Raw genomic sequence first — 26660 nt, forward strand, 5'->3', positions numbered from 1 at the left:
CCACCACGCGCACAAGGACGAGCCGGTGTCCGAGCCGGAGGCCCGGGAGCTGGCGTCCCAGCCCGAGGGGTGACCGCCGCCAACAGCCGTGGCGGCTGCCGAGCCCGCTGATTTCGCCCCCGAACAATGTGGTGAAGAACCGCATTTTCGGGGGCGACTTCTCTGTCCAGGGCCGATCATGAATTATTCATATACCCGGCCTGAGCACCTCACGTCGCCGCTGGCCACCGCTCATGACTTCGCCCGAAAGAGTGCCGTTTCGTTGACTCCGCGAGATGGCGGCTGGGAGCGTGGAAGCACTCATTCATTCTCGAACGTCGTCAGGGGCGTAGCTGTCATGTTCACAGCCATTGGGCGCTTCGCCGCCACCCGCGCCCGCGGGATTCTGATCGTGGGCCTGCTCGCACTGATCGCGGCCGCGGCGGTGGGGTTCACCGCCTTCGGCAAGCTGAAGCCCGACGGTTTCACCGACCCGAACGCGGAGTCCTCCAAGGTTCAGGCGGTCATCGACGACAGGTTCGGGGGTGACGTCGACGTCGTCGCGATGGTGTCCGCCAACGCGGGGACGGTCGACGACGCGCCCGTGAGTGCCCCGGCTGCCACCCTGGCGTCGCAGATCGCGGACGACCCCGCCGTCTCGGAGGCGATCTCCTACTGGGGGACGCGCGCGCCGAGCCTGCGCTCCGACGACGGCAAGCAGGCGCTGATCGCGATCAAGCTGGCCGACAGGAGCGCCGCCGCGACCGAGGCGTTCACGAAGAAGTACGCGGACAGGGCCCCGGCGGCGTTCGACCTCACCTTCGGCGGCCCGGCGATGATGGCCGTCGACAGCGGCACCCAGGTCGGCAAGGACCTGGCCCTGGCCGAGGGCATCGCCGTGCCGATCATCCTGATCCTGCTCGTGTTGGCGTTCGGCAGCCTGGTCGCCGCCATCCTCCCGCTGCTCATCGGCGCGGTGACCGTCTTCGGCACCTTCGCCGCGCTGTCCGGGATCGCGTCGGCCACCGACGTGTCCATCTACTCGATCAACCTGACCACCGCGCTGAGCCTCGGCCTCGCCGTCGACTACGCGCTGCTGATGGTCAGCCGGTTCCGGGAGGAGTTGAACGCCGGCCGGAGCATCGAGAACGCGGTCATCCGCACCGTGCAGACGGCCGGGCGCACGATCGTGTTCAGCGGCCTGACGGTGGCGGTCGCGCTGGCCGTGCTGACGGTGTTCCCGCTGTACTTCCTGCGCTCGTTCGCCTACGCCGGCATCGCGGTGGTCCTCATCGCGATGGTCTCCTCGATCGTGGTGCTGCCCGCCCTGCTGAAGGCGCTGGGCTACCGGGTCAACGCCGGCCGGCTGCCGTGGTTCAAGAAGACGCCGAGCGCGGTGTCCCCGTTCTGGCGCCGGGTCGCCGCCGTGGTCTCCGCCCGGCCGGTGCTCTGCGCGCTGCCGGTCATCGCGGTGCTGGTCCTCGGCGCGCTGCCGATGCTGCAGTCCGCGTTCGGCACGCCGGACGACCGGGTGCTGCCCACCTCGGCGCAGACCCGGGTGGTCGGCGACACCCTGCGCGGCCACTTCCCGGACGACAGCAGCAGGGCGATCCAGGTCGTCGTGTCCGACCAGGTGTCGCCGACCCGGGTCGCCGAGTACGCCGGCCGGCTGTCCGCGCTGCCCGACGTGGCCCGGGTCGAGTCCAGCGCCGGGGCGTTCGTCAACGGCGCGAGCCGTGGCACCTCACCGGCCGACGCGGCCATGGGAAAGCCCGACGTGCAGCGGATTTCGGTGATCACCAAGGACGAGTCCCGCTCGACCGGGGCCCAGGACCTGGTCCGCACCATCCGCACGACCGCGGGTCCGACCGGGGTGGAGCCTCAGGTCGGTGGCCCGGCCGCGGTGCTGATGGACAGCAAGGAGTCCATCGGCAGCCGGCTCCCGATGACCGCGGGCCTGATCGCGCTGAGCACGTTCATCCTGCTGTTCCTGTTCACCGGCAGCGTGTTGCAGCCGATCCGCGCGCTGGTGTTCAACGTGCTCGGGCTGTCCGCGACGATCGGCGTGATGGTGCTGATCTTCCAGGAGGGCTGGCTGTCCGACTTCCTCGGCTTCACCCCGATGCCGCTGGACACGAGCATGCTGATGCTGCTGTTCTGCATCGCGTTCGGGCTCTCCATGGACTACGAGGTCTTCGTGCTCAGCCGGATCAAGGAGGGCCACGACCTCGGCCTCGGCCGGCGCGCCGCGGTGGTTGACGGGCTTTCGCACACCGGCCGGATCGTGTCCACCGCGGCCGTGCTGATCGCGGTCAACTTCTTCGCCTTCGGCACCGGCGGGGTGAGCTTCATCCAGATGTTCGGCATCGGCACCGGCCTGGCCATCATGATCGACGCGACGCTGATCCGCGGCGTGCTCGTGCCCGCGGGGATGCGCCTGCTCGGCAAGGCCGCCTGGTGGGCTCCCCGCCCGCTGCGCCGGCTGCACGACAAGATCGGGCTCAGCGAGTCCGCGCCGCCGGCGGAGCCGGCCGAGCCGCCGGTCGAGCCGCCGGCGAGGCCACGCGTCACGGTCAACTGAAACACCATTTCACTTACCCCGCTGATTACCGACAACTGCCTGCCGAGATACCTCGCGTGCGTAATGTCGACGCGACCGCAGAGGTAGGGCGGCGACAAATCCGAGGCGCTTGGGGACGGTATGGCCACGTCTGATGAGTTGGTCGAGGCACTGCGTTCATCGCTGAAGGACAACGAGAGCCTCCGGCGGGAGAACGCGGACCTCGTCGAGGCGGCAAGGGAACCGATCGCGATCATCGGCATGGCATGCCGGTATCCGGGCGGTGTCGAGGACCCGGACGGCTTGTGGGCCGCGGTGGCCGAAGGCCGGGACGGGATCACCCCGTTCCCGGCCGACCGCGGCTGGGACACCTTCGCGCGGATCTTCGGCATGGAGTCCGTCCTGTCCTCCTCGGGCGGGTTCCTCGCCGGAGCAACCGAGTTCGACGCCGGCTTCTTCGGCATCAGCCCGCGCGAGGCGACCGGGATGAGCCCGCAGCAGCGGGTGCTGCTCGAGGTGTCCTGGGCCGCGCTCGAACACGCCAGGATCGACCACGACGTCGCCCGGCGGGCCACGACCGGCGTGTTCACCGGCCTGATGGGCGAGGACTACGGGATCCCGGTGCTGCTGTCGGATGAGGACCTCGGCGGCTACATCAGCACCGGCATCACGCCGGCCGTCGCCTCCGGGCGGGTGTCCTACGCGTTCGGCCTCACCGGCCCGTCGCTCACCGTGGACACCGCGTGCTCCTCGTCGCTGGTGGCGGTGCACCTGGCCGCGCAGGCGCTGCGCCGGGGGGACTGCGGGCTGGCGCTCGCCGGCGGCGTGAGCGTGATGTCCACGCCGAGCTCGTTCAACGAGTTCGCCCGCCAGGGTGGCCTCGCGGCGGGCGGCCGGTGCCGGTCGTTCGCCGCGGCGGCGGACGGGACGGGGTGGGCCGAGGGTGTCGGCGTGCTGGTGCTGGAGCGGCTGTCCGACGCGCGGCGCAACGGGCACCGGGTGCTGGCCGTGGTCCGCGGCTCCGCGGTCAACCAGGACGGCGCGTCCAACGGCCTCACCGCCCCCAACGGCCCGTCCCAGGAGCGGGTCATCCGCGCCGCGCTCACCGACGCCGGACTGTCCACAAAGGACGTCGACGTGGTGGAGGCGCACGGCACCGGCACCAGGCTCGGCGACCCCATCGAGGCTCAGGCATTGCTGGCCACCTACGGCCGCGACCGCGACACGCCGCTCTGGCTCGGCTCGATCAAGTCCAACTTCGGCCACGCCCAGGCCGCGGCCGGGGTGGCCGGCATCATCAAGATGGTCCAGGCCATCCGGCACGGCCTGCTCCCGCAGACCCTGCACGTGGACGAACCCACCCCGCAGGTCGACTGGTCGCGGGGCACGGTGCGGCTGCTGACCGAGGCCCGGCCGTGGCCCGACGCCGGCCGCCCGCGCCGGGCCGCGGTCTCCTCGTTCGGCCTGTCCGGCACCAACAGCCACGTGATCATCGAGGCCGCCCCGCAGGTGGAGAACGCCAACTCGATCCCGGACCCGGCCGACCTGCCCGTGCTGCCGTGGGTGCTGTCCGCCAAGACCCCGGCCGCCCTGCGCGCGCAGGCCGCCGCACTCCAGGACCACCTGGCCGCGCGACCGGAGCTGTCGGCCGCGGACGTCGGCTACTCGCTGGCCACCACCCGTACCCACTTCGAGCACCGCGCCGCGGTCACCGGCACCGGCCGGGACGCGCTGCTCGCCACCCTGGCCGACGTCGCGGCGGGCCACCAGCCACCACGCGCCACCGCCGCCGGCCGGCTCGCCTTCCTGTTCTCGGGGCAGGGCGCGCAGCGCGTCGGCATGGGCCGCGAGCTGGCCGAGGCGTTCCCGGTGTTCGCCGACGCGTTCACCGAGGTGCTCGCCGCGCTGGACGAGCACATGGACCGGCCGCTGCGCGACGTGCTGTGGGGCGAGGACGCGGAGCTGCTCAACCAGACCACGTTCACCCAGCCCGGCTTGTTCGCCGTCGAGGTCGCGCTGTACCGCCTGTTCCGGTCCTGGGGGGTGCGACCGGACTACCTGGCCGGCCATTCGATCGGGGAGCTGGCCGCGGCGCACGCCGCCGGCGTCCTGTCGCTGACCGACGCCGCGACGCTGGTCACCGCGAGGGCCCGGCTGATGCAGGCCCTGCCGGCCGGTGGCGCGATGGTCGCCGTCCAGGCCACCGAGGACGAGATCGCCCCACTGCTCACCGACGACGTCGGCGTCGCGGCGGTCAACGGGCCGACCTCCGTGGTGATCTCCGGTCCCGAGCGGGCCGTGCTGGACCTCGCGGCCGTTCTCGAGGAGCAGGGTCGCAAGACCAGCAGACTGGCCGTGAGCCACGCGTTCCACTCGCCGCTGATGGCGCCGATGCTGGCCGACTTCGCCCGGGTCGCCGCCGGTCTGTCCTATGCGGACCCGAGCATCCCGGTCGTGTCCACCGTCACCGGTGCGCCGGCCGACCTGTCCACCCCGGAGCACTGGATCCGCAACGTCGCGCAGACCGTCCGGTTCGCCGACGCGGTCCGGGCCCTGACGGCCGACGGCGTGCGCACGTTCGTCGAGCTGGGTCCGGACGCCGTGCTGGCCGCCATGGGGCCCGAGAGCGCGCCGGACGCCACCTTCCTCGCCACCCAGCGCAGGAAGCACCCGGGGGACCGGACCGCGGTCGAGGCGCTGGCCGCCCTGCACTGCCAGGGCGTCCCGGTCGACTGGCCGGCCTTCTTCGCCCCGCACGGCGCCGGCGTGGTCGACCTGCCCACCTACGCCTTCACCCGCCGGCGCTACTGGCTGGAGCCGGCCGAGCGGCGCGTCGCCGCGGACCCGGCCGCGGCCGCCTTCTGGCAGCTCGTGGACGGGGCCGACGCCGACGCGCTGGCCGAGCGGCTGGCCGTCGACCCGGCCGCGCTGGCCGCCGTGCTGCCGGGGCTGTCCACGTGGCGCCGGCACGCCACCGAGCAGTCCACAGTGGACTCATGGCGGTACCGGATCGGGTGGGACCGCCTGCCGGCGCCGACGTCGGTCTCGCTGTCCGGTCGCTGGCTGGTGGTCGGCGCGGGCGACGGGCCGGCCGCGGTCGCCGACGGCCTCGCCGAGCACGGCGCCGACGTGGTGCGGGTCGAGCTCGACACGCCGGACCGCGGCGCGATCGCCGACGCACTCCGCCCCAGCGTGTCCGATGTGGACGGAGTCGTGTCCCTGCTCGCGCTCGGCGACGACCCGGGTGCGGCCTCGATCCCACTCGTCCAGGCCCTGGGTGACCTCGAGGTGACCGCACCGCTGTGGTGCGTCACCACCGGCGCGGTGACCGTCGGCGATGCCGATGGCCCGCCCTGCCCGGAGCAGGCCATGGTGTGGGGGATGGGCACGGTGCTCGCCCTCGACCTGCCCGAGCGCTGGGGCGGCCTGGTCGACCTGCCCGGCACCGACCCGGCCGCCGTGCGCCTGCTGTGCGCCGCACTGTCCATCGGGGACGAGGACCAGCTCGCGGTGCGCGCCGGCGGGATATTCGCGCGGCGCATGGCGCCCGCGCCCGCCGATCCCGCCGCGCCGACCACGCCGTGGCGGCCGCGGGGCACCGTCCTGGTCACCGGCGGCACCGGCGGGATCGGCGCGCACCTGGCCCGCTGGCTGGCCGCGAACGGCGCCGAGCACCTGGTGCTCACCAGCCGCCGCGGCGCCGACGCCCCGGGGGCGGCCGAGCTGACCGGGGAGCTGACGGCGCTCGGCACCCAGGTCACCGTGGCCGCCTGCGACGTGGCCGACCGCGACGCGCTCGCGGCCGTCCTCGACTCGATCCCGGCGGACCGCCCGCTGACCGCCGTGCTGCACGCGGCCAGCGCCCTGCCGGTACCCGTGGCGCTGGCCGAGACCACCGTCGCGGACTTCACCGAGACCGGCCGCGCCAAGCTCGACGGCGCCCGCCTCCTCGACGAGCTGACCGCCGACCTGGACCTGGACGCGTTCGTCCTGTTCTCCTCCGGGGCGGCGATCTGGGGGAGCGGACACCAGGCCGCGTACGGCGCCGCCAACGCCTACGTCGACGCGCTGGCCGAGCGCCGCCGCGCCGCCGGCAAGGCCGCGACGTCGGTCGCCTGGGGTGCGTGGGGTGGCGACAGCATGGCCGCCGAGGGCGACCTGAGCCGCTACGGCCTCGACCCGATGGAGCCACGGCTCGCGGTCGAGGCGTTGCGGCAGGTGGTCGAGCAGGGGCAGCCGAACCTGGTCGTCGCCGCCATCGACTGGGCCCGGTTCGTGCCGACCTACACCCTGGCCCGGCCGCGCCCGCTGCTGCGCGGGGTGCCGGCCGCCGTCGCCGTGCTGGCCGCCGAGTCGGCGGTCGAGCCGGACGCCGGTGCCGCCGACCTGGTGCGCACGCTGTCCGCACTGTCCGAAGAGGACCAGGAACGTGCGCTGGTCGAGCTGGTGCGGGCGCGGGCGGCCGCGGTGCTGCGGCACGACACGGCCGACGCCGTGGCGCCGCACGCGGCGTTCCGGGAGCTGGGCTTCGACTCGCTCGCCGCGGTCGAGCTGCGCGACCAGCTCGGCGCGGCCACCGGGCTCAGCCTGCCGGCCACCATGGTGTTCGACCACCCGAACCCGGCGGACCTGGCCACCTTCCTGCGTGACCGGCTCGGCCTGGGCAGCGCCGCGGGCGACCCAGTCCTGTCTACATTGGACGCTCTGGAGCAGGTCGCCGCCGGCCTGCCGGCCCACGAGATCGAGCGCACCCGGATCACCTCCCGGCTGCAGGCACTGGTGACCGAGCTGAACAAGCAGGCACTCAACGGCACGGCGAACGCGGGCAACGTCACCTCCGTCGAGGACAGGCTGAGGGTGGCGTCCGCCGAGGACGTGTTCGCGCTGATCGACGACCTCGGCGTGGCGTGAGGGACCAATTCAGAATGAGGCTCACATGACCGACGACAAGCTCCTCGAGTACCTCAAGCGGGTCACCGCGGACTTAACGCGGACCCGGGAGCAGTTGCGCGAGTTGCAGACCAGGCAGCCGGAGCCGATCGCGATCGTCGGCATGGGCTGCCGGTACCCGACCGCGCACGGGCCGGACGAGCTGTGGCAGCTGGTCGCGGGCGGGGTGGACGCCACCGGCCCGTACCCGACCGACCGCGGCTGGGACGCGCTGTCCGAGCGCTTCGGGCTGGACTCGACGGGTTCTGGCCGCGGCGGCTTCCTGCCCGACGTGGCCGGCTTCGACGCGGGCTTCTTCGGCGTGAGCCCGCGCGAGGCGCTGGCGATGAGTCCGCAGCAGCGGCTGCTGCTCGAGACCTCGTGGGAGGCGCTCGAGCACGCCGGCATCGACCCGGTTTCCCTGCGCGGCAGCCAGACCGGGGTGTTCGCCGGCATCAACGGCGACGACTACGGCACCCTGATGATGTCCAGCGACGAGGACCTCGGCGGCTACTACAACACCGGCGCCGCCCCCGCGGCCGGCTCCGGCCGGATCTCCTACGTGCTGGGCCTGGTCGGCCCCACGGTCACGGTGGACACCGCGTGCTCCAGCTCGCTGGTCGCGCTGCACCAGGCCGCGCACGCGTTACGCAACGGCGAGTGCGACCTGGCCCTCGCCGGCGGCGTGACCGTCATGTCCACGCCCTCGGCGTTCTTCGACTTCGGCCGCCAGGGCGGGCTGTCCTCCGACGGCCGGTGCAGGTCGTTCGCCGCCTCGGCCGACGGCACCGGCTGGTGCGAGGGTGTCGGCATCCTCGTGGTGGAGAAGCTGTCCGACGCGATCCGCAACGGCCACCAGGTCCACGCCGTGGTGCGCGGCACCGCGGTGAACTCCGACGGCGCGTCGAACGGGCTGTCCGCGCCGAACGGCCCCTCCCAGGAGCGGGTCATCCGGGCCGCGCTCGCCGACGCCCGGCTGTCCACCCGGGACGTCGACGCCGTGGAGGCGCACGGCACCGGCACCACGCTCGGCGACCCGATCGAGGCGCAGGCGCTGCTCGCCACCTACGGCGCGGACCGGCCGGCCGACCGTCCACTGTGGCTCGGCTCGATCAAGTCGAACATGGGGCACGCGATCGCGGCGGCCGGCGTCGGCGGCGTGATCAAGATGGTGCAGGCCATGCGGAACGGGACGCTGCCGCGGACGCTGCACGTGGACGAGCCGACCCCCGAGGTCGACTGGTCCACCGGCGGCGTGCGGCTGCTCACCGAGGCGCGGGAGTGGCCGGAGACCGGGGCGCCGCGCCGGGCCGGGATCTCGTCGTTCGGGGTCACCGGCACCAACGTGCACGTGATCATCGAGCAGGCACCCGAAGCCCCGGCCGCCGAGCCCGAGGCCCAGCCGGGTTCGCGGCTCGTGAGTGGGCCGCCGGTGTCTGGACTGACGAGCAGCGCAGGGAGCTCGGCCACGAGCGACCGAGCAGCGCAGGAGGGAAGACACCGGGTCAAGGCCCACTCACCGGCGAGCGGAGCGAGCCAATCCAACACAGTGCCATGGGTGCTGTCCGCGCGGTCCGCTGACGGGCTGCGGAACCAGGCCGCCCGCCTCGCGTCCTTTGTGGAGGAACGGGACGGGCTGGCGCCGGTCGACGTCGGCTACTCGCTGGCCACCACGAGGGCGGCGCTGGAGCACCGGGCCGTGGTCCTCGGCGCCGACCGGGCCGAGCTGCTCGACGGGCTCGCCGCGGTGGCCGAGGGAAGGCCCGGCGTGCTGTCCGGCTCCACCCGGCAGGGCGGCAAGACCGCGTGGCTGTTCACCGGCCAGGGCGCGCAGCGGATCGGCATGGGGCGCGAGCTGCACGCCGCGTTCCCCGGGTTCGCCGCCGCGTTCGACGCGGTGACCGCCGAGCTGGACGCGCACCTGCCGCGCCCGCTGAAGGACGTGGTCTGGGGGACCGAGCCGGAGGCGCTGGAGCAGACCGGGTTCACCCAGCCGGCGCTCTTCGCCGTCGAGGTGGCCCTGTTCCGGCTGTTCGAGACCTGGGGCCTGCGGCCGGACTACGTGGCGGGGCACTCGATCGGCGAGCTGGCCGCGGCGCACGTGGCCGGCGTGCTGTCGCTGCCCGACGCCGCCGCGCTGGTGGCCGCGCGCGGCCGGCTGATGCAGGAGCTGCCCGCGGGCGGCGCGATGGTGGCGATCGGCGCCACCGAGGCCGACGTCGCCCCGCTGCTCACCGGCGACGTGAGCGTCGCCGGGGTGAACGGTCCCGCGGCCGTGGTGCTCTCCGGACCCGAGCGGTCCGTTGTGGACATCGCGGCGGCGCTGGCCGAGCGGGGTCACAAGACCAAGCGGCTGGCGGTCAGCCACGCGTTCCACTCCTCGCTCATGGACCCGATGCTGGCCGCCTTCCGCGAGGTCGCCGCAGGGCTCACCTACGACGCGCCGGGCATCCCGCTGGTGTCCACGGTGACCGGTGAGCTGATCGACGCGGTGGACGCGGACTACTGGGTGGGACAGGCCCGTGGCGCGGTCCGGTTCGCCGACGCGGTGGGCACGCTGGCCGGGCTGGGCGTGACCCGGTACCTGGAGGTGGGCCCGGACGCGGTGCTGACCGGCATGGCCGGCCAGTGCCTGGAGACACCCGCGGTGCTGGTGCCCGCGCTGCGCGGGAACCGCGACGAGGTCGGCACGCTGCTGGAGGCGCTGTCCGGCCTGCACGTCAGCGGGGCGGGGCCGGACTGGGCCGCGGTGCTCGCCGGCGGGCGGCGGGTCGACCTGCCCACGTATGCCTTCGCGCACCAGCGGTTCTGGCTCAAGCCGGGGGCGCACGGCGGCGACGCGTCGGGCCTTGGCCTGGTGCCGGTCAAGCACAACATGCTCAGCGCCGCGGTGACCCTGCCGGAGTCCGACGACGTCATCCTCACCGGCCGGCTGTCGCTGCGCACCCACCCCTGGCTGGTCGGCCACACGCTGCTCGGCCGGGTGATCGTGCCGGGCACCGGGTACGTGGAGATGGCCATCGAGGCCGGCAACCAGGTCGGCTGCGACTTCCTCGAGGAGATGGTGCTCGAGACGCCGCTGGTGGTGCCGGACGAGGGTGGCTGCGCGGTCCGGTTCGTGGTCGGCGCGCCCGACCAGGCCGGCTACCGGCGGTTCACCGTGTACTCCCGGTTCGACGACGCGCCGGCCGAGTGGGGCTGGACCCGCAACGCCAGCGGGGCGCTGGCGAACACCGCGACGATGCCCCGGCCGACCGTGCCGCCGGAGCGCACCGAGATGACCGAGTGGCCGCCCGCCGGCGCGGTCCCGATCGAGCTGGGCGACCTGTACGACCGGTTCCTGAAGGAGGGCTACACCTTCGGGCCGCACTTCCGCGGGCTGAAGGCCTCCTATGTGGTCGGCGAGGACCTGTACTCCGAGGTGTGGCTGCCGGAGGAGTACGTCGAGGAGACCAAGGAGTTCAACCTGCACCCGGGGTTGCTGGACTCCGCCATGCACGTGCTGATCCTCGGCGCGTCCGAGTACCTCGACGACAGCGTCGCGGTCGGCTTCGCCTGGTCCGGGGTGCACCTGTACGCCACCGGGGCGACCGCGCTGCGGGTACGGATGCTGCCGACCGACGAGTCCGCGGTGGAGATCCTGCTGGCGGACCAGCACGGCCGGCCGGTGGCGCACGTCCGCGCGATGGCCGGCCGGGCGATGTCGCACGACCAGGCGGACGCCGCCTACCACCGCGGCATCGACGCGCTGCTCGGCACGAGCTGGACCCGGCTGGCCACCCCCGCGCAGACCCCCGAGCTCACCACCGCGGAGATCGGCCCCGACGGCTACGCCGACCTGGACGCGCTCGCCGAGGCCGTCGCCGGCGGCACGCCCACGCCTGACGCGGTGATCCTGACCGTGCGTGGCGAGGCCGGCGCCGATGGCACCGATGTCGCCGAGGCGACCCGGGCGGCCACCCACCGCGCGTTGCACGCCCTGCAGACCTGGTCCGGCGACGAGCGGCTCGCCGCGTCCCGGCTGGTCGTGGTGACCGACGGCGCGCAGGGACTGACCGGCGAGGCGGTGACCGACCTGCCGGCGGCGGCCGTGGTCGGCATGGTCCGCTCGGCCCAGTCGGAGAACCCGGGCCGGATCACGCTGGTGGACGTCGCCGACGCCGACCGGCACCTGCTGCCGGGCCTGCTCGGCAGCGAGGAGCAGCAGATCGTGGTGCGGGACGGCGCCGCGCATCTGGCGCGGCTCGGCCGGTTGCGCCCCGGCGAGCAGAAGGCGGTGTTCGCCGCCGGCGGGACCGTCCTGATCACCGGCGGCACCGGTGCGCTCGGCGCGCTGACCGCCCGGCACCTGGTCACCGAGCACGGCGTGCGGCACCTGCTGCTCACCAGCCGCCGCGGCCCGGACGCCCCCGGCGCGCCGGAGCTGGCCGCGGAGCTGACCGGGCTGGGCGCCCGGGTGGAGATCGCGTCCTGCGACGCCGCCGACCGCGACGCGCTCGCCGCGGTGCTGGCCGCCGTGCCGGCGGACCACCCGCTGACCGCGGTGATCCACACCGCGGGCGTCACCGACGACGGCGTGCTGTCCTCGCTCACCCCGGACCGGGTGGACGCCGTGCTGCGGCCGAAGGTGGACGCGGTCTGGAACCTCCACGAGCTCACCAAGGACCTGGACCTCGCGGCGTTCGTGCTGTTCTCCTCGCTCGCCGGCGTGCTCGGCAACCCCGGCCAGGCGAACTACGCGGCCGCCAACGCCTTCCTCGACGCGCTCGCCGCGCACCGCCGCGCGCTCGGCCTGCCCGCGGTGTCCCTCGCGTGGGGCCCGTGGTCGCTGTCGGAGGGGATGGCCGGCAAGCTCGGCGACGTCGAGCGGTCCCGGATGGCCCGCGCCGGCTTCCTCACGCTGCCGGCGGAGGAGGGCATGGCCCGGCTCGACGCCGCGCTCGTCGCGGACCGAGACAGCGTCGTGCCGCTCAAGCTCGACACGTCGGCGCTGGCCGCGCTCGGGTCGGGATGCCCGCCGCTGTTCCGTGGGCTGGTGCGGACCACCCGGCGCAGCGCGGGGGAGCGGGCGACGTCCACCAGGTCGTGGGCGGAGACGCTGGCCGGTGTCGCCGACGACGCGCGCGAGGAGACACTGCTCGAGCTGGTCAAGGCCGAGGTGGCCGCCTCGCTCGGGCACAGCGCCGCCGACCAGGTGGACCCGGAGCTGCGGTTCGACGAGCTGGGCTTCGACTCGCTGGCCTCGGTCGAGCTGCGCAACCGGCTGGCCGTCGCGACCGAGCTGCCGCTGCCGCCCACGCTGGTGTTCGACCACCCGAACCTGACCTCGCTGGTGGCGTACCTGGAGCCGCGGCTGCCCTCCGGAGTGCGGACGCTGGCCGGCTGACCAACTCGACACTGCCTGCCCCCCGGCGAGTTTCGCCGGGGGGCACAGGTGCGTGCCCGCACCGAGTCCTGTGTAGACGCCCGCGACCAACATGCGAGCCGTTTTCCCCACGGGCTCAAGCGAAAGTTGATGCCAGCGAAAGTTAACACCTGTCTACTTATCCGGACAAAGGCCGCGCGTTCCGCGTCACCGGAAGGACAAAGACACGTGACTCTCTCACTCAGCAGGAAGCCGCTGCTTCCCGAGGCCACGACCCGCCGCCTCGCCGGGATGCTGACCGGGACCGGGCCCGTCGAGACGGCCTACGCACCGTGGACCGGCGAGCCGCTGGTCGACATGGTCACCTCGAGCCCGCAGGATGTCGTCGCCGCGTTCGCCAGGGCCCGGGCCGCGCAGGCGAGATGGGCCGCGGTCGCGCCGGCGGAGCGGGCGAAGGTGTTCCTGCGTTACTACGACCTGGTGCTGCGGAACAAGCAGCTGATGGATCTCATCCAGGTCCAGACGGGCAAGACCCGGTTCACCGCGTTCGAGGAGACCCTCGACGTCGCGGGCATGTCGCTGTACTACGCGCGGAACGCGCCGGCGTTCCTGGAGCCGCGCCGGCGCAAGGGTGGGCTGCCGTTCGCCACGAGGGTGACCGAGCTGCGGCACCCCAAGGGTGTGGTGTCGGTGATCTCCCCGTTCAACTACCCGCTGTCGGACGGGATCTGTGACGTGATCCCGGCGTTGATCGCGGGCAACGGCGTGGTGTTCAAGCCGGACACGCAGACCGCGCTGACCCCGCTGCTGGCGCGGGAGCTGCTGGTCAAGGCCGGCCTGCCGGCCGGGCTGTGGCAGATCGTGATCGGCGAGCCGGCCGACATCGGGGACAGTCTGATCGACGGCGCCGACCATGTGTGCTTCACCGGCGGGAACGCGGCCGGCCGGCAGATCGCGGTGGCGGCGGCGGCGCGGATGATCGGCGCGACGATGCAACTCGGCGGCAAGAACCCGATGCTCGTGCTCTCCGACGCCGACCTGGCCAAGGTCGTCCCGGCGGCGGCGCGGGCCGCGTTCGTCAGCGGCGGTCAGATGTGCCTGTGCGCCGAGCGGATCTACGTGCACCGCGACCTGTACCGGACCTTTGTGGACCGGCTGGTCGCGCACACCCGCACGCTGCGGATCGGCTCCGGGCTCGACTTCGGCTACGACGTCGGCTCGCTCAGCTCGCCGCGGCAGCTGGCGAAGACCGCGCGCCACGTCGAGGACGCCGTCGCGCACGGCGCCCGGGTCGAGGTCGGCGGCCGGGCCCGCCCGGACCTGGGGCCGTGCCACTACGAGCCCACCGTCCTCACCGGGGTGACCCCGGCCGCGGAGATCTACACCGAGGAGACCTTCGGGCCCGTGGTGTCGGTGTACCCGTTCGCCGACGAGGACGAGGCGCTGCGGCTGGCCAACGCCACCGAGTACGGCCTCAACGCCAGCATCTGGACCGAGGACGTCGCCCGCGCCCGCGGCCTGGCCGAGCGGATCAACTCCGGTGCCGTGAACATCAACGAGGGCTACGTGTCCACGCACATCTCCTACGACGCCCCCATGGGCGGCCGCAAGGCCTCCGGCTACGGCCGCCGCCACGGCGAGCAGGGCCTGCTGTCCATGTGCGACGTGCAGATCGTCGCGAGCCAGCACGGGATCGGCTTCGACCCCAAGCCCGGCGTGACCCACAAGCAGCAGGCCCGCCAGGTCACCATGATCTACAACATCATGAAGGCACTACGACTCAAGTGAGGATCGCGACCGCCGCGGCCGGCCCATGGGCTCGGCCGCGGCGGTCGTGCGTCATCGACGGTCCACATCGGACCCGGCTAGACCGTGGCCTCTTGCGCCGTGGCCTTCTTCTTCGACGGGTTCGGGGCCAGACCCAGCTCGACGAGGCTGTACGCGGTGTCGAGGATGCTGTCGCGGGCGGGGCGCATCGTCCAGCCGAGCTCGATCCGGGCCTTCGCCGAGCTCACCCGCTCGATCCGCCCCACGTGGTCCAGCGCCTGGCGCACCGTCGGGTCGAACCGCGCCATCACCCGGGCGAACCACGTCGGCAGCGCGCCCGTCGGCACCCGGTAGCCCTGCGGGTTGAACTCCTCGGCCAGGATGGCCGCGATGTCCCGCATCCACATGTGCTCGCCCGCGAGGATGTACCGGTTGCCGGCCGCGGCCGGCGTCTCCAGCGCGAGCCGCTGGGCGGTCGCGACGTCCCGCACGTCGACCGGCGCGAAACCCATCATCACCGACGCCGGCACGTTGCGGGTGAGCAGCCGAAGCACCATCTTCACCGACGTGCCGACCGAGGTGTCGCGCAGCGGGCCGAACACCATGCCCGGGGCGAGCGTCACGAGCTCCACATCGGACTGTGAGACGAAGTCCCACGCCGCGAGCTCGGCCAGCGTCTTGCTCCTCGAGTACGGCGTGCTGCTGTCCACCTTGGACCAGTCAGCCTCGGTTCGCACGGGCCCGTTGGGGTGCCCGCTGCTCACGGCCACCACCGAGGACGTCATCACCACCCGCTTGACGCCGGCGTCCGTCGCGGCCTTGAGCACGCGCCGCGTCCCGTCGACGGCCGGGCGGATCAGCTCGTCCTCGGACTTGGGTGCGTTGGGCGGGAACGGGGACGCGACGTGCAGGACGTAGTCGCAGCCGTCGACCGCGGCCGCCCACCCGTCGTCGTGTGACAGGTCGGCGGTGACCACGTCGTCCAGCCCGTCGACGGGCCGCCGCGCGGTGCCCCGGACGGCGTAGCCGTGCGACCGCAGCTCGGCGATGACGTGGCCGGCCACGAACCCGGACGCACCCGTCACCAACACTCGCTCGGACATCTCTCCAACTCCTCATATTGCACTGCTCGGACGATCTCGGTTGTCCCCGGTCGCGATGCGGGTTCAGCTGGTGGAAGAGGCGGCCGCGCGTCTGCGGGCGGACCGCCGGGCCCCGGTCAGCCAGAGCATGAAGTGGTTCATCCGGGGCATGTGCTGGCTGGACATGGCGACGAACTTCATCTGCCAGGGCAGGATGACCGTGCCGCGCCGCCGCTCGATCGCCTTGCAGACCGCGTCGGCCACCTGCTCCGGGGTCACGGTCGGCACCATGCGGGCGACCTTCGGCAGCTTGTCCTCCGAACCGGGGTTGTTCGCGAAGTAGCTGCTGCTCACCGTGCCGAGGACGATCTCGGTGACGCCGACCCCCGTGCCGCGCAGGTCGCTCTTGAGCGCGAGGTCGAGCCCGCGCAGGGCCCAGCGCGCACTCGCGTAGCCGACCGCCCCCGGCCAGACCGCGCGGGATATGCCGGAGTTGACCGTGACGATCCAGCCGGCGCGGCGGTCCAGCATGCCGCCGACGAAGGCGCGGGTCGCCATGAGCGCCGCCAGGTACGGCACCTTCGCCATGTCCAGCAGCTCGGCCGGGTCGGCGTCCTCAATGGACACCCAGCGCCCGGAGCCGGCGTTGTTCACCAGGACGTCGACGTCGCGCCCGTCCTGCCGGACGGTCTCGGCCAGGGCGGCGACGGCCGCGGGGTCGCCGACGTCGCAGGGGTAGGCGTGCGCGCGGATACCGAGCTCGTCGGACATGGCCTTGAGCTTGACCTCACCCCGGGCGACCAGCAGCACGGTGGCGCCACGAGCGTGCGCGGCACGGGCCACCGCCTCGCCGATGCCACTGGATGCGCCCGTGATCAGGACGGTACGGCCGATCAGTTTCATGAGGGGTCCCTGGTGACTCGGGGCTCCGCCGGCAGGCAAGAACGTTTGGTCAGTGGTTGTGCTTCTGGAAGCCACAGGCGGGGCAGGCGGCCCTCTCGCGCAGCCTGCGGGCGCGCAGGTGCTGCACCTTGCTCATGATCTTGGCGCCGACCGTCCCCGGCGGCGGCACGATGCCGAGCTGGCGGGCGGTGGTGAGGCAGTCGTAGATGGTCACGTTGTGCGCGAGCAGCCCGTCCCGGAACCGCCACTCGTCGATGCACCGCACGGACATCGCCTGCCCGGTCGCCGCCAGGTTGGTGTACGGCCACAGCCGGGTCAGCGTCCCGGTCATGGTGTAGCGGGCGATGCCGAGCTGCTCGACCGGCGAGGGGATGGGGTTGCTCTCCCGGGTCACCTTCAGGTCCGGGTAGGACGTCGCGAGGGCGTTGACGAACTTGATCAGTTCCTTCCGCCCGCGCATCGGCCCCGGCACGCTCGGGTCGAGCCAGACGACGTCGTCGGTGCAGGTGTCCGCCACGGCCTCCCCGTCCATCGCGTCCCAGGCGGCCATGTTGCGGTCCGCCCAGTCCTGCAGGAACGCGGGATCCAGCGCCTCGGACTTCTTGGACGTGGCCCTGGCAATAGGTGTGGCCATGGTTGTTCCTCCTGCCGGATTCCGGCGTACCGCCGCTGGTTGGGAGCATCACTGTTGTCATCAAGAATTGTGCTGCCGGACGGCGGCACGCGGCCAGTGTGGTCGTCATCTGCCGGGATGGGAAAGTGCCCGACTTTCCTCTGAGCGGATCATCGCGGCACCGTGTGTTCTTCACGGAAGTGGCCATGGCAGTGGTGTTGACCTGCGGGTTCGGCTACCGTATTTGATCGTGGTCGGCCGTGTCGCGGCGCTTGAGCCGACCTTGAGGGGGTTCCCTGGCAGTGACTCGCCGTGTGACTATGAATCATCAGTCCGCGCACCCGGCGGACCCCTTTGGATGGGCCACGGGCACAGTTCAGTAGTCGGAGTGAATAGCCATGAGATTTCACTTACTTGGATCATTGGAAGTCAGCGACGACTCCGCGCAGATAGATCTGGGCGGCGTCAAACAACGCGCTGTCCTCGGCTATCTGCTCCTGCACGCGAACCAGGTGGTACCCAACAGCAGGATGCTGAACGCCCTCTGGGACCTCCAGCCCCCGTCGACCGCGCGCAAGATGGTGCAGAACGCCGTGTCCGCCATCCGGCGGATGCTGGCCGCCGCCGGGCCGGGCTGTTCCGCCGAGCTGATCACGCTCGCCCCCGGCTACCAGCTCAGGGTGGACCCGGTCGACGTCGACATGTACCAGTTCCGCCGACTTGTCCACAAAGGACGGGACGCGGTGGCGTCCGGCTCGCCCGGACACGGTACCCACCTGTTCCGCGAGGCGCTGAGCCTCTGGCGCGGGCGAGCACTCGCCGACCTGGTCGAGTCCGGCACCACGTGGTCGGAGCTGAGCGCGATCGAGGACGAGCGGCTGACCGCCCTGGAGGACTGCTTCGACGCCGAGCTGCTGTGCGGCCGGCACCGGGAGATCACCCCGGAGCTGGAGGTGCTCACCGCCGCCGAGCCGCTGCGCGAGCGGCTCTGCATCCAGTTCATGCTGGCCCTCTACCGGTCGGGCCGCCAGGTCGACGCGCTCAACGTCTACCGCAGGACCAGGACCGCCCTCGTCGACGGGCTCGGCATCGAGCCCGGACCCGAGCTGCAGGCGTTGCAGCACATGATCCTGGAACACGACGCGTCGATCCAGGTTCCCGCCTACGCCTGACATCAGCCGGCCGAGAGGACGAAAGGCAGGGACCAGATGGAACGGGTCGAGTCGTTCGACGAGCAGGGGCAGCCGCCGGTGCGCCAGTTGCGCCCGCCGGTGCGGCGCGCGTTCTCCTGCTTCGTGTTCACCGGTGACGCGCGGCTCCTGCTGACCATGCGGGGGCACACGAAGAAGACCTGGCCGGGGGTGTGGACCAACTCCTGCTACGGCCACCCCGCGCAGGGGGAGTCGCTCGCCGGCGCGGTCGCCCGCGCGCTGGGCGGCGAACTCGGCCTGCGCTCGGCCGCGGCGGAGCTGGTCCTGCCCGCGTTCCGGTACCGGGTGACGACCGGTGTCGGCGTGGTCGAGAGTGAGCTCTGCCCGGTCTACCGGGTGGTGACCGACGAGCCCCCGCGCCCGGACCCGGTCGAGGTCGGCGACTTCGAGTGGGTCGGCTGGGCCGACTTCGTCTACGCCGTGCGGGCCGGCGACATCACCGTGCCGCCGTGGTGCCGCCTGCAGGTGGCCGAGCTCAGCGCGCTCGGTGCGGACCCGACCCGCTGGCCGGTGGCCGACACCGCGGTGCCCGCGGCCTGAGCCACCCGCAAGTGGCCGGTTCCCGGGTATCGCGAAGCCGCCGCCCATTGTTCGGTAAGGCGCCGGGGCAATCGCCGGTAAATGCTCGCGTGAATTGCCGTTAATCGTGGCGGGCTTCATTGCCAATTGCTCTGCTCTCGATGCACCATGAGATGACTTGCGAGCCGGCCGCGGATACCCTCCAGCGTCCGGTAACCACGTGGTAAGTCGACGGCCGATCAATTGAGAACAGAAAGCTGAGCCAGGAGGATCGGTGTCCATCGGAATTATCGGTACCGGGTCCTACGTGCCTGAGTGGACGGTGACGAACGGGGAGCTCGCCCAGCGTGTCCCCGGTACCACCGCCGACCGGATCGTCGGCAAGACCGCCATCCGCTCCCGCCGCTTCGCCAGTGCCGGCGAAGCGACCTCAGACCTCGCGGCCAGGGCCGCGGCCAACGCCCTCGAGCACGCCGGGCTGTCGGTCGACCGGGTCGACTACCTCATCGTGTCGACGTCGACCGGTGACTACCCGCAGCCGCCGACGGCGTGCCTCGTGCAGGACCTCCTCGGCGCGTACGGCGCGGCGTGCTTCGACGTCAACGCGGTGTGCGCGGGCTTCGTGCACGCCGTCGTGCTGGCGCGGACCCTCGTGGCCAACCGGCCCGGCGCGCACGCGCTGGTCGTCGGCGCGGACCTGTACTCACGCATCCTGGACTTCGACGACCGGAGCACGGCCGTGCTGTTCGGCGACGGTGCCGGCGCCGCGGTCGTCGGCGCGGTGCCGGAGTCCCGCGGGGTCGTCGAGTTCGACCTGGCCAGCCGGGGCGACGCGCACGACCTGATCCGGGTGGAGGCGGGCGGCAGCCGGCACCCGGCCTCGGCGAAGACCCTGGCGAGCGGCGGGCACTTCTTCCGGATGAAGGGCCGGGACGTCACCGAGATCGTCCTGCACGAGGTGCCGCCGTTCGTGGACAAGCTCCTGGCCCGCGCGGGCACGACCGTGGTCGACGTCGACCACGTCGTGCCGCACCAGGCGAACGGCGTGCTGCTGGACCAGCTCGTCGAGCGGTGCGGGCTGACCGGTGCGCGAACCCACCGCACCGTCGAGAAGTACGGCAACGTCGGCAGCGCCTCGATCCCGGTGACGCTCGACGAGGCCAACCGGGCCGGCCGGCTCGCCGACGGGGACCTCGTCCTGCTCCTCGGGTTCGGTGGCGGCATATCCATGGGTGCGTGCCTGCTGCGCTGGGCCGCGTTTAGCACAGGGAAGTGATCTGCATGAACAGGATTCGACGCGTGGGCGTCGTCGGGTGCGGGGTGATGGGCGCCGGCCTCGCCGAGGTCTGCGCGCGTGCCGGGCTCGACGTGCTCGTGGCGGTGTCCCGGCCGGGCCGGGTGGCGGCCGGCCGGGAGCGGCTGGTCCGCTCGCTGGACACCGCCGCCCGCAAGGGAAAGCTCGCCGAGGCCGACCGGGAGGCCGCGCTGCGGCGGGTGTCCTTCACCGCCGACCTCCGCGACTTCGCCGACCGCCAGTTCGTCATCGAGGCCGGCCCCGAGCGGGAGTCGGTGAAGCTGGACGTGTTCGCGACGCTGGACAAGGTGGTCGAGGACGAGCAGGCGGTCCTCGGCTCCAACACCTCGTCGTTCCCGATCATCCAGCTCGGCCGGGTCACCGACCGGCCGGGCAAGGTGATCGGCACGCACTTCTTCAACCCGGTCACCGTGCTGCCGCTGGTGGAGCTCGTCGGCTCGGTGCTCACCGAGGAGGAGACCGCCACGACGGCGGAGGCCTTCGTGACCGGGGTGCTGGGCAAGCAGGTGGTGCGCACGAAGGACCGGTCCGGGTTCGTGGTCAACGCGCTGCTGATCCCGTACCTGCTCTCCGCGATCCGCATGTACGAGTCGGGCATGGCGTCGCTGGCGGACATCGACAAGGCCATGAAGCTCGGCTGCGCGCACCCGATGGGGCCGTTCGGCCTGATCGACCTCATCGGCCTGGACATCGTGGAGGCGATCAGCGAGTCGCTCTACGGCGAGTACCGCGAGCAGCACTACTCACCGCCGCCGCTGCTGGCCCGGATGGTCTCGGCGGGGCTCCTCGGCAAGAAGTCCGGCCGCGGGTTCTACGACTACGCCCCGGCCGCCGGCACCACGATGAAGGCCGCCGCATGACGCTGAACACCGACTTCGCCGACTACCGGCTGCGGATGCGGGCGGGCGGACCCGCGACCGCGCAGCGTTCCTACTACCTGGTGGGCCTCACCCACGGGGTCCGCCGCGGGCCGCGGGCCCTCGACCGGGACCTGCGGCTGCGGCTGGCCGGTGCGATCCGCACCCACCACCCGCGTGCGCTGGTGCACGACCCCGTCGAGGCGTGGTACGGCACGGGCGAACCGGTGCCCGACGGGCCCGCGGGGCTCGCCGAGTTCCACCGGCTGACCGGGCTCGCGGCCGGCAGCGAGGTGTGCGTCGCGTGGCTGCCGGACCGGGAGAGCGTCGCCGACTCCGTGGCCGAGGTGCAGGTGGCCCGCCGGGGCGGCAGCACCGTCGTGGCCATCACCGGCGAGGCCGACGACTTCCTCGTGCGGGCCTTCGCCTCGGTCGTCCTGCCGGACCTCGACAGCTTCACCGAATGGGTGCGGGCCGCATAACCGTGCGCGCCGACGGACAATGCCGTCCGGGTACCACAGGAAGTGCCCTGAATGTCTCGCCGAGGCATTCAGGGCACTTCCGCGTGCACCGGAACGAAATGGAAACCCGACCTGGTGCGACCGCGTCGCGAGGCGGATTCGAGGTTCGTTCATACCGTTAAACGGACGGACCGTGAAGACAGCACATAATGGCAGATGGGTTTCGGCAGCGGGTCCGCCTGCTCACCGTATTTCGTACCAAAGGGGTTACATGAACATCCGTCGGCAGTCGAATGTCCATGACCTGTTCGCCGCGCGCGCCGCGTCGCAACCCGGCGGCATCGCGGTCGTGTCCGGAGACCAGCAGATCAGCTACGCCGAGCTGGACGAGCGTGCCAACCAGCTGGCGAACTTCCTCCGCGACAACGGAACCGGGCCGGGCTCGGTCGTCATGGTCCACCTGGAACGGTCCATCGACACCATCGTGGCCCTGCTCGCCGTCCTGAAGGCCGGCGGTGCGTACCTGCCGGTGGAGCCCGGCGTGCCGGACAGCCGGATCGAGACGTTCGTCGAGGAGACCGGCTGCGCCACGGTCATCACCCACGCGCGGGACACGCACCGCTTCGCCGCGGTCCTGGACACGGCCATCACGGTGGCCGCCGGCGCCGGATACCCGGCGGACGCGCCGAACACGCCGGTGGCCGGCTCGGACGCCGCCTACGTCATCTACACCTCGGGGTCGACGGGCACGCCGAAGGGCGTGGTGGTCGACCACGACTCGCTGAGCTACGTGATCGGCGAGCTCGTCGGGTGGTACGGGATCACCCCGGCCGACCGGGTCCTGCAGTTCGGCGCGCTGTCCTTCGACACCTCGATCGAGCAGATCACGGTCGCGCTGGTGGGCGGCGCGACGCTCGTGCTGCCGGACCTGGCCTGGGCGCCGAGCGAGCTGCCGGACCGGCTGCGCCGGCACGGGGTCACGGTCATGGACCTCACCCCGGCCTACTGGCGCCGCTTCCTCTCCGAGGTCGCCGCACACCCGGGCGCGCTGCCGGTGCGGCTGGCGATCGTGGGCGGCGAGGCCGTGCGTGCCGAGGACTGCCGCACCGCGCTGGAGCTGATGCCGGACGTGCGGCTCGTCAACGCCTACGGCCTTACCGAGACCACGATCACCTCGTGCGTCCTCGACCTGACCGCCGACGTGCTGCCGGCGCGCGGCGCGGCCCCGGTCGGCCCGCCGCTGCCGGGCACCACCGTCCACGTGCTCGACGAGCTGCTGCGCCCGGTCGGGCCGGGGGAGCGCGGCGAGATCTACATCGGCGGGCGGGGCGTGGCGCGCTACCTCACCGCGGACGCAGGTGCCCGCGACCGGTTCGTGCCGGACCCGTTCGCGGACCGGCCCGGCGCGCGGATGTACCGCACGGGCGACCTCGGCGCGTGGACCCGGGAGGGGAACCTCGAGGTCGTCGGGCGGCTCGACCGGCAGGTCAAGATCCGCGGCTTCCGCGTGGAACCCGGCGAGATCGAGGCGACGCTGGCGGCGCACGAGCTGGTCGACAACGTCGCGGTGACCGACTACGAGCAGGGCGGCCAGCGCCGCCTGGTCGCCTACTACACCTCCCCGGCCGGCGCGCCGCGCTCGCTCGGGGCCGGGGAGCTGCGGGAGTTCGTGGCCGGGTACCTGCCGGACTACCTGGTGCCCACGGCGTTCGTGGCGCTGCCCGAGCTGCCGGAGAAGTCCAACGGCAAGGTCGACCTCGCCGCGCTGCCCGCGCCGACCACCGAGCCGGCGACCACCGAGGCGGACGACTCGACGGTCGTCAGCCTGTTCGAGCGCGGGGTGGCGCGGCTGTGGTGCCAGGTGCTCGAGCTGGACAGGGTGGGCCCGCACGACAACTTCTTCGCCCTGGGCGGGAACTCGATCCTCGCCGCGGAGCTGCTGGCCAAGGTGCGCGGCGCGTTCGGCGTGCTCATCACCCAGGTGCGCCCGCTGATCCGGCTGCTGCTCGAGGACGCGACGCTGCGCAGCTTCGCGCTCGCCGTGCAGGCCGCCCGGGCCGGCACGCTCGCCGGCGACGACACCCGCAAGCCCGTCGACTTCGCCGCCGAGTCCGAGCTGGCCGTGCCGATCCGGCAGACCGTGACCGACCCGCCCCGCTGGCAGGACCCCGAGCACATCTTCCTCACCGGCGCCACCGGCTTCCTCGGCGTCTACCTGCTGCGCGAGTTACTGTCCACAACGGACGCCGTGGTGCACTGCCTGGTGCGCGCCGAGGACGCCGACGCGGTGCTGGCCCGGGTCCAGGCCACCGCGCGGCACTACTTCCGCGACGACCTCGCCGCCCACCGCGCGGCCGGCCGCATCGTGGGAGTCCCCGGCGACCTCGAGCGGCCGCTGCTCGGGCTGTCCGAAGAGGACTTCGACGAGCTGGCCCGCACGGTCGACGTGATCCACCACCCCGGTGGGCGGGTCAACTTCATCTACCCCTACTCGCACCTGCGCCCGGCCAACGTCGCCGGCACCCGCGAGATCATCCGCATGGCCGGCCGGCACCGCAACATCCCCGTCCACTACACGTCCACGATGGCCGTCATCGCCGGGTTCGGCACGGCGGGCGTCGGGCACGTCGACGAGGACACCCCGGCCGCCTACGCCGAGCACCTGTCGGTCGGCTACGTGGAGAGCAAGTGGGTCGCCGAGGCGCTGCTGCGCAACGCCGTGGCGCAGGGCCTGCCGGTGGCGATCTACCGGGCGGCCGACATCTCCGGCGACCGGGTCACCGGGGCGTGGAACACCGCCACCGAGATGTGCGCGATGAAGAAGTTCGTCGTCGACACCGGCACCGCGCCGGTCGCGGAGCTGCCGCTGGACTACACGCCGGTGGACGTGTTCGCGGCCGCGGTGGCGCACATCGCCGCCGGCTCGCTGCCGGCGGGCGAGGTCTACCACCTCACCAACCCGGGCAAGGCCAACATCTCCGAGCTGGTGGCCCGGCTGCGGGTGCACGGTCACGACATCCGCGAGGTGTCGTGGGCCGAGTGGCTCGACGAGCTGGTGCGGGTGGCGGTGGAGCAGCCCGACCACCCGATGACACCGTTCGCGCCGCTGTTCATCGACCGGTGCGCGACCGGCCGGATGAGCGTCGCGGAGATGTACCTGGAGACCACGTTCCCTGTGTTCACCCGGACCAACGTGGAGAACGCGCTGCGCGGCAGCGGAATCGAGATCCCGCCGGTCGACGCCGCGATCCTCGACAGCTACATCGGCTACCTGACCGACATCGACTTCCTGCGAGCCGCGTGATGGACACCCCTCTGCTGCACACCGTGACCCCGTGGCACACGCTCGACCTCACCGAGGCGCCCGCCGACGGCCCGGTCGCCTTCCACGACGACCTCACCCCGCACACCCTGCTCGACGCCTACCGGCACGGGCTGTACCCGTTCCCGGCCGACACCGACGAGCAGAAGATCCTGAGCGAGCTCGCCTACGAGGGCCGGGTGCCGGTGCTCGGCGCGAGCGAGGACCCGTACGCGGTCGCCTGGTGCTCGCCCGACCCGCGGCCGGTGATCTTCGTCGACCAGGTCCGCATCCAGCGCAGCCTGCGCAAGCTGCTGCGCAACAAGGTGGACTGGACCACCACGCTCGACGCCTGCTTCGAGCGGGTGGTGCGGCACTGCCGGGTCGGCCGGGAGCCGCGGTGGCTGACCGACCGGCTGGTGGCGAGCCTGCGCCGGCTGCACGAGTCGGGGCACGCGCACAGCGTCGAGGTGTGGGACGGCGACGAGCTCGTCGGCGGCACGTTCGGCGTGCGGATCGGCGGGGTGTTCAGCGCCGACTCGCAGTTCACTTTGCGCAGCGGCGCGGCCAAGGTGGCGATCGCCTGCCTGGTGCGCCGGGTCGCGGACAGCGGCGGCGTCGCGGTCGACGTGCAGCACGACGGCGACCACGCCCGGCTGATCGGCGCGGTGCCCATCCCCCGGGCGCGGTACCTCGACCTGCTGCGCGAGCACGGCGCGGCGAGCGGTGCCATGCCGAGCGACCCGCTGCCCGCCCGCGGCCTGGCCGCCTGAGAACCCGGGAGGTAACCATGTCCATCGCGACGGACCTGCGGGTGGCCACCCTCGCCGAGCGGCCGGACCTGACGACCGCGATGCTCGAGATGGAAGCGGAGTGGCCGGCGTACATCCGTCCCGACCCGGTGCTGATCGGCTGGGCGTTCGACCGGCACGCCCGCCACCAGCTCGTGGTGCTCGACGGGAACGACGTGGTCGCCAGGGCGGCGACCGTGCCGTTCGCGTGGGACGGTGACCCGGCGAGCCTGCCCGACACCGGCTGGGACGAGGCGCTGCGCCTGAGCATGCTCGACACCTACGACGGCCGCGAGCTGAACACCCTGTGCGCGCTCGAGGTCGCGGTGCTGCCGGGCCGGCGGGCGCGGAACCTGTCCGGGCGGGCGCTGGCCGCGGTCGCCGCCAACGCCCGCCGCTTCGGGTTCGGTGACGTGGTGGTGCCGGTCCGGCCCAGCCAGAAGCACCGCGAGCCGCACGTGCCGATGGCGGAGTACGCCGCGCGCACCCGCCCGGACGGGCTGCCGGCCGACCCGTGGCTGCGCGTGCACGTGCGCGAGGGCGGGCAGGTCCTCAAGGTCTGCCCGGTCTCGATGACGATCTCCGGCAGCCTCGCCCAGTGGCGTGGCTGGACCGGCCTGCCGTTCGACACCAGCGGACCGGTGCCGGTGCCCGGCGCACTGAACCCGGTCGAGGTCAGCGTGGAGCACGACCGCGCTGTCTACATCGAACCCAACGTGTGGGTTCGGCACCGGCTAGGGCCTGTCTCGCAGATCATCGTGTGAAGTCCTGCGCCGACCACCGGAACCTCAGGGGACCGTGACGACACCCAACCACCATCCACCTCGATACCCGCACCATTCGCCGGGACGCAACACACACTTTTAATCCCGGGGAGGCGGACTAGCCCGTAACCCTTGAATGGAAGGTGCTCCACATGACCAGCACGGTTCCCGTCAACCCCGCGGAGAAGACGCGGAAGATGCGCAACCGCGCCGCGCTGATCGAGACGATCGGCGGGTACATGG

13 protein-coding genes and 2 pseudogenes are annotated in these 26660 nt (G+C 72.5%); 12 read left to right on the plus strand and 3 right to left on the minus strand.

Annotation, left to right across the window (positions count from 1 at the left end):
- Positions 1–337: 337 nt before the first annotated feature.
- From VGD70_RS35250 to VGD70_RS35265, 4 genes and pseudogenes are all read left to right on the plus strand, one after another.
- Positions 338–2560, plus strand: a complete 2223-nt coding sequence (locus VGD70_RS35250; RefSeq protein ID WP_331089218.1) for an MMPL family transporter — start codon at positions 338–340, stop codon at positions 2558–2560.
- A gap of 126 nt (positions 2561–2686) precedes the next feature.
- Positions 2687–7294: pseudogene (locus VGD70_RS35255) on the plus strand (type I polyketide synthase); the annotation flags it as partial.
- A gap of 181 nt (positions 7295–7475) precedes the next feature.
- Positions 7476–12854, plus strand: a pseudogene (locus VGD70_RS35260) (type I polyketide synthase); the annotation flags it as partial.
- A gap of 207 nt (positions 12855–13061) precedes the next feature.
- Entirely contained in the window at positions 13062–14621 is a 1560-nt protein-coding gene (locus VGD70_RS35265) for a succinic semialdehyde dehydrogenase (RefSeq protein ID WP_331089224.1), read from the plus strand.
- A 77-nt stretch (positions 14622–14698) separates the two neighbouring features.
- Here VGD70_RS35265 and VGD70_RS35270 read toward each other — a convergent pair whose 3' ends face one another.
- From VGD70_RS35270 to VGD70_RS35280, 3 genes are all read right to left on the minus strand, one after another.
- Positions 14699–15703: an NAD-dependent epimerase/dehydratase family protein gene (locus VGD70_RS35270; RefSeq protein ID WP_331089226.1), complete on the minus strand. Its 1005-nt coding sequence runs from the start codon at positions 15701–15703 to the stop codon at positions 14699–14701.
- A gap of 63 nt (positions 15704–15766) precedes the next feature.
- Complete coding sequence (locus VGD70_RS35275) at positions 15767–16585, minus strand: SDR family NAD(P)-dependent oxidoreductase (protein WP_331089228.1); 819 nt, start codon at positions 16583–16585, stop codon at positions 15767–15769.
- Between the two features lie 49 nt (positions 16586–16634).
- Positions 16635–17219 (minus strand): nuclear transport factor 2 family protein, encoded by a 585-nt coding sequence (locus VGD70_RS35280; protein ID WP_331089230.1) that lies wholly within the window; start codon positions 17217–17219, stop codon positions 16635–16637.
- Between the two features lie 377 nt (positions 17220–17596).
- Here VGD70_RS35280 and VGD70_RS35285 point away from each other — a divergent pair, with 377 nt between their 5' ends.
- The 8 genes from VGD70_RS35285 to VGD70_RS35320 all read left to right on the plus strand — a co-directional run bounded on the left by VGD70_RS35285 (position 17597) and on the right by VGD70_RS35320 (position 26417).
- Entirely contained in the window at positions 17597–18370 is a 774-nt protein-coding gene (locus VGD70_RS35285; RefSeq protein WP_331089231.1) for an AfsR/SARP family transcriptional regulator, read from the plus strand.
- Positions 18371–18406: 36 nt separating this feature from the next.
- The gene (idi, locus tag VGD70_RS35290) at positions 18407–18949 is read left to right on the plus strand and encodes an isopentenyl-diphosphate Delta-isomerase (protein ID WP_331089232.1); all 543 of its coding nucleotides are present in this window, start codon (positions 18407–18409) and stop codon (positions 18947–18949) included.
- 253 nt (positions 18950–19202) lie between these two features.
- The gene (locus VGD70_RS35295; RefSeq protein WP_331089233.1) at positions 19203–20204 is read left to right on the plus strand and encodes a ketoacyl-ACP synthase III; all 1002 of its coding nucleotides are present in this window, start codon (positions 19203–19205) and stop codon (positions 20202–20204) included.
- A 5-nt stretch (positions 20205–20209) separates the two neighbouring features.
- Positions 20210–21103, plus strand: a complete 894-nt coding sequence (locus tag VGD70_RS35300) for a 3-hydroxybutyryl-CoA dehydrogenase (RefSeq protein WP_331089234.1) — start codon at positions 20210–20212, stop codon at positions 21101–21103.
- Positions 21100–21582: a hypothetical protein gene (locus VGD70_RS35305; protein WP_331089235.1), complete on the plus strand. Its 483-nt coding sequence runs from the start codon at positions 21100–21102 to the stop codon at positions 21580–21582. The genes VGD70_RS35300 and VGD70_RS35305 overlap by 4 nt, the downstream gene beginning before the upstream one ends.
- Positions 21583–21832: 250 nt before the next feature.
- Positions 21833–24865 carry an amino acid adenylation domain-containing protein gene (locus VGD70_RS35310; protein WP_331089236.1) on the plus strand — a complete coding sequence of 1011 codons (3033 nt, stop codon included), beginning with the start codon at positions 21833–21835 and terminating at the stop codon, positions 24863–24865.
- A complete protein-coding gene (locus VGD70_RS35315; protein ID WP_331089239.1) occupies positions 24865–25635 on the plus strand; it encodes a hypothetical protein in 771 nt (256 codons plus the stop codon). Before VGD70_RS35310 ends, VGD70_RS35315 begins: the two co-directional genes overlap by 1 nt.
- Positions 25636–25652: 17 nt before the next feature.
- Positions 25653–26417: an N-acetyltransferase gene (locus VGD70_RS35320; protein ID WP_331089241.1), complete on the plus strand. Its 765-nt coding sequence runs from the start codon at positions 25653–25655 to the stop codon at positions 26415–26417.
- Positions 26418–26660 lie beyond the last annotated feature (243 nt).

The sequence above is a fragment of the Actinophytocola sp. genome (assembly GCF_036402745.1).
GTDB lineage: Bacteria > Actinomycetota > Actinomycetes > Mycobacteriales > Pseudonocardiaceae > Actinophytocola.